This window comes from Sporomusa sp., from assembly GCF_035561255.1.
In the GTDB taxonomy this organism is placed as follows: Bacteria; Bacillota; Negativicutes; order Sporomusales; family Sporomusaceae; genus Sporomusa.
On sequence record NZ_DATMXX010000219.1, the window covers coordinates 1 to 3,708 of the forward strand.

Annotated in this window: 3 protein-coding genes and 1 pseudogene; 2 read left to right on the plus strand and 2 right to left on the minus strand. The window is 43.0% G+C overall.

What is annotated here, in order from left to right; all coding sequences use genetic code 11:
• Positions 1–195: 195 nt before the first annotated feature.
• Positions 196–1,694 (minus strand): annotated as a pseudogene (locus VN379_RS11870) (IS3 family transposase).
• Positions 1,695–1,967: 273 nt separating this feature from the next.
• Between VN379_RS11870 and VN379_RS11875 the strand changes: the two are divergent.
• Positions 1,968–2,165 (plus strand): XkdF-like putative serine protease domain-containing protein, encoded by a 198-nt coding sequence (locus VN379_RS11875; protein WP_325534069.1) that lies wholly within the window; start codon positions 1,968–1,970, stop codon positions 2,163–2,165.
• Positions 2,166–2,372: 207 nt separating this feature from the next.
• On the opposite strand, the gene VN379_RS11880 is transcribed toward VN379_RS11875, so the two are convergent.
• Positions 2,373–2,867, minus strand: a complete 495-nt coding sequence (locus VN379_RS11880; protein ID WP_325534065.1) for a hypothetical protein — start codon at positions 2,865–2,867, stop codon at positions 2,373–2,375.
• Between the two features lie 142 nt (positions 2,868–3,009).
• Between VN379_RS11880 and VN379_RS11885 the strand changes: the two genes are divergently transcribed.
• The gene (locus VN379_RS11885) at positions 3,010–3,171 is read left to right on the plus strand and encodes a hypothetical protein (protein WP_325534067.1); all 162 of its coding nucleotides are present in this window, start codon (positions 3,010–3,012) and stop codon (positions 3,169–3,171) included.
• Positions 3,172–3,708 lie beyond the last annotated feature (537 nt).

Consider the following 3,708-nt stretch of genomic DNA (forward strand, 5'->3'; position numbering starts at 1 on the left):
CGCAAAAGTCATATTTGACAAGTTTAGACCATAATGGTCAACTTTAAAATTTAATATGTCGGACTAACGCAGAGTTAGAGTAAATGACTTCTCTATTTCATTGTTTTACAAGTGAAAAGGACGGATGCGCTAACATCCGTCCCATACCGGACACCCCGGTGTTTGTCAATATAGTTGTCGCATAAAGTGAATTCTCTAGGATACATTTGCTTGTGGTTTGTCTTTATCGTCAATCTGAGACTTTTCAGGGTTAAGCCACACTTCATTATCAATTGACCAGTTCTTAGTCTTACCGGTCCAGCGTTCCGGATGCTTAGCTTTAGCGGCCTCGTAAAGTTGATGGCGTTTTGCTAGAATCTCTTCACCTTGGCCGCTGTGGCGTTGATGAGGCGTAAGAAATTTGATTCCGCTATGGCGATGGTTGTAGTTGTACCAGTGAACAAATTCTTTTACCCAGACCCTCGCGGCCTCAAGGGTAGAAAGCCCACCTGCAGGATAGCTTGGGCAATATTTGCAAGTGCGAAAAATGGACTCTGAATAGGGATTATCATTGCTAACTCTTGGACGACTTCTCGAAGGAGTGATCCCTAGTTGATATAATGTTTTCAACATGGATGCGCCTTTCATCGGACTTCCGTTGTCAGAGTGGAGGACTAGTGGACTTTCCCGGCGTGTGAGCTTCTGCGACATCACTGCCCGCCGGATCAGATGACTTGCATGGTCTGCCGTTTCTTCTGTCCACACTTCCCAGCCGACAATATCACGGCTAAAGATATCTAAGATAAGGTATAGATAAAAGTAGAGACCTTTGGCCGGACCGGGAAGATAGGTGATGTCCCACGACCAGACACGGTTAGGCCCAGTTGTGGGTTTGTTGGAAGGCGCTTTGCTACGGCCACGATGATGTTGCTCTTTGGCTTCGTGCATAACTCGATACATGGTGGATTCAGAGGCGAGATAGATTCTTTGGTCAGCAAGGATAGGGACAATCTGACTAGGCGAAATTCGGGTTGCTTTACTACGTCTAAGATTGCTTTGCATTCTTCGTCAGTGAGTTTATTGGTCGGTGCAGGACGTTTCGCCAACGGTCGTTGGTCCGCAATAGGCGCACCTTCTTTACACCAACGCTGCAGGGTTCGCTCTGATAGGCCGATTACCTCACAGGCTTGTTGCTGACGGGCTCCGCTTGCTACGGCTTCTTCTACCAGCTTAATGATGATTGCGCGATTTGCAGTGCTGGTTAAACTTCCTCGTCCGGAGATCCCCAAATCGCTTCGACTTTTTTTCGTAGAACCAGGAGGGCTGCCGTTTCAGCAAGTGCGGACTCCTTACGTTGAAGCTCTTTTTTACTTGCTTCAGTTCTTTGTCTTTTTCTTTTTCACGACGTTGGGATGAGGCTAGTTCCTGTGCGACACCACCATTTGCCTGCATGCAGTTGTCTTGCCATGATTTAACTTGCTCAACATACAACCCTTTCTTCCGGCAGTATTCTGCTAGTTCAATTTCACTCAGAGTTGCGGTTTCAACAACGATAAGAAATTTATCCCGGCTGCTCCATTCTTCACTTTGCTGCTCACCAGCAGGGGCTGCAAAACCCTTATTTCGAATCCCCATCCGCCATTTTTTAGCGTCCCCTCCGGAATACCGGTTTCCTGTTGGATCTGACTTAGGGATTGATTATTAGGCGGCAACATCTTGGCAATAGGTTCCCTCCTGCGTTCCTTTTCCTTAGGATACTTGTTTTAAGTCCCTACGACAACTATCCTAACACAGGGGGACCATGGGCGGGGTGTCTGCAATACTAAAAACAAACAAATGTTCTATAGAGTGTCGTAGCAAATCCCAGTACGACAGTAGCTATCATCCAAAGATGGTTAAATGGCTCTGCCGGGCTGGGTTATCTGATTCGGAGATTGCGAGCGAGCTGGGTATTCCCGATTATCAATTAGACCAAGGAGGCCGGAAAACTGGGAGAGCGGGACGTTGTTAAAGGCACATGGCTGATGTCGGTTCATGTTGCCGATGATGATACCTGGGGCGAGATAAAAAAAGGAGGTGCTACAGCAGCAGCTAAAGATGCTACGTATCATATCATTTACGCTTATCTTGATGCCGTTATCCGGGAAGTAGATGTCGTAGCCTGGATGACCGGCACTAAACTGTAGGAGGTACGATATGGCTGCTAAAAGTAAATACAAACTTAAGCAAGAGAAGGTCGTTCTCCATATTGGTGGAGGGCGCTTCTTTTATCCCGGTGAGTCCTATGAGCTGTCAACAAGCTAAAGAATCTAGTACAACCAGCAAAAGAGCCACCAGTGGTAACCGATGGCTCTTCGGAAAATGGTTAGCGGTTTTTATGAGTAATTCGGTGTTCAATAATATTCTATTAATTTATGTGAAATGACGTAATTGTAAGCGGCGATAATGATATTTCTATTCATAACTGCTTCAGAACTGTCTCCGTAATATGCTCCGCCTGGCATGTTGCCATGTGATTCATACAAGACTTTATCAGGGAAATCTCCCCAAATCTCATCACTGTTTAGCCAAATTGAGCCGTCCGTGAGCCATTGATTGCTATTTGTATTAAGAGAGCATTTGAAAGTGAAAGTTTGTTTTTTGTAGTTTATTTTGTTATCGAAAGCCTGGCTTCTTAATTTAGCTAAAGAATCTTTATCCGGTATACAGACCAAACTAAACGTCATTTCGAAAAGTGATTCTTGCTCAGTCTTAGATATTACTTTTGCTTTTAATGATTCGGAGTGAAGATACTTAGTAAAACCATTTGCCGTAACATTGTATACATCTTCTGCGAAGCATACGTTTGTTATCATAGTAAAAATAAATATAAGTAAAATCTTTTTCAACGAAACATCTCTCCTCTTTGTTTTAATCATTCTTTATATTAACGCAGAATCCTCCATCTAGATGAGAGATAAAAAAATTGGCAGATACAGGATAGCCTTTACGGTAATCTTAATTGCTATGGAAGGGAGGTGAGAACAGTGAATGGGCAAAAACTTTAAGGTTGATCTCAAAGGCTTTAAGGAGTTCACCCAAAAGCTGAAAGAAGCGGTTAGTGGAGATTTGCAGAAACAATATAACCTCTTTGGCTCGAAGCGGCCGGGATGGAGTTTCTTGACATTGTGCAGGATGAAATTATTAGGCTAAAGGTTGTTGATACCAGGCGCCTGTTAGTTCAGTGTCGATAGCAATTAGTTTTTTGGTCTCTAAAAGGTAATAAATATGCAGAGAAGTGGTAATGATTTACAGTACTTAATATAAACTTGGCAAAGTCTACGTCCGGTATCAATAGGCCACGAGCTTGGAGTAGTTCAATTTGTTCATCGAATGTAGTAGGTTTTTTTAAAGGCAACTCATGGCATGTATGTAAATCATATTCCACGAGAAAACACCTCGTATAAAATAAAGTCCCACCGTGGTACGCTTGCAAGCAGAGGCGTGGTGGGTTCGGTTGTTCATAGCTAACAAACAATACAAAAAATGTCAATATGGTGTAAGAAGGATGTCAAATGTACGCAAATAGCTTAAAGACCAGCTGTGAACCACGCTCATAAGGTGTTGTTGAAATATTTTTAAAAATAAATAAAATTATTTCACTTGCTAATTTCACGAAAAAGTGTCACTTTAATTTAAAGCCCATCACTCAGCTAAGGCTGGGGGATGGCTTTTAAATTATGTAAATAC

Coding starts and splice junctions, on each gene's coding strand:
- VN379_RS11885 (WP_325534067.1), top strand. CDS start 3,010: ATGGGCAAAAACTTTAAGGTTGATCTCAAAGGCTTTAAGGAGTTCACC.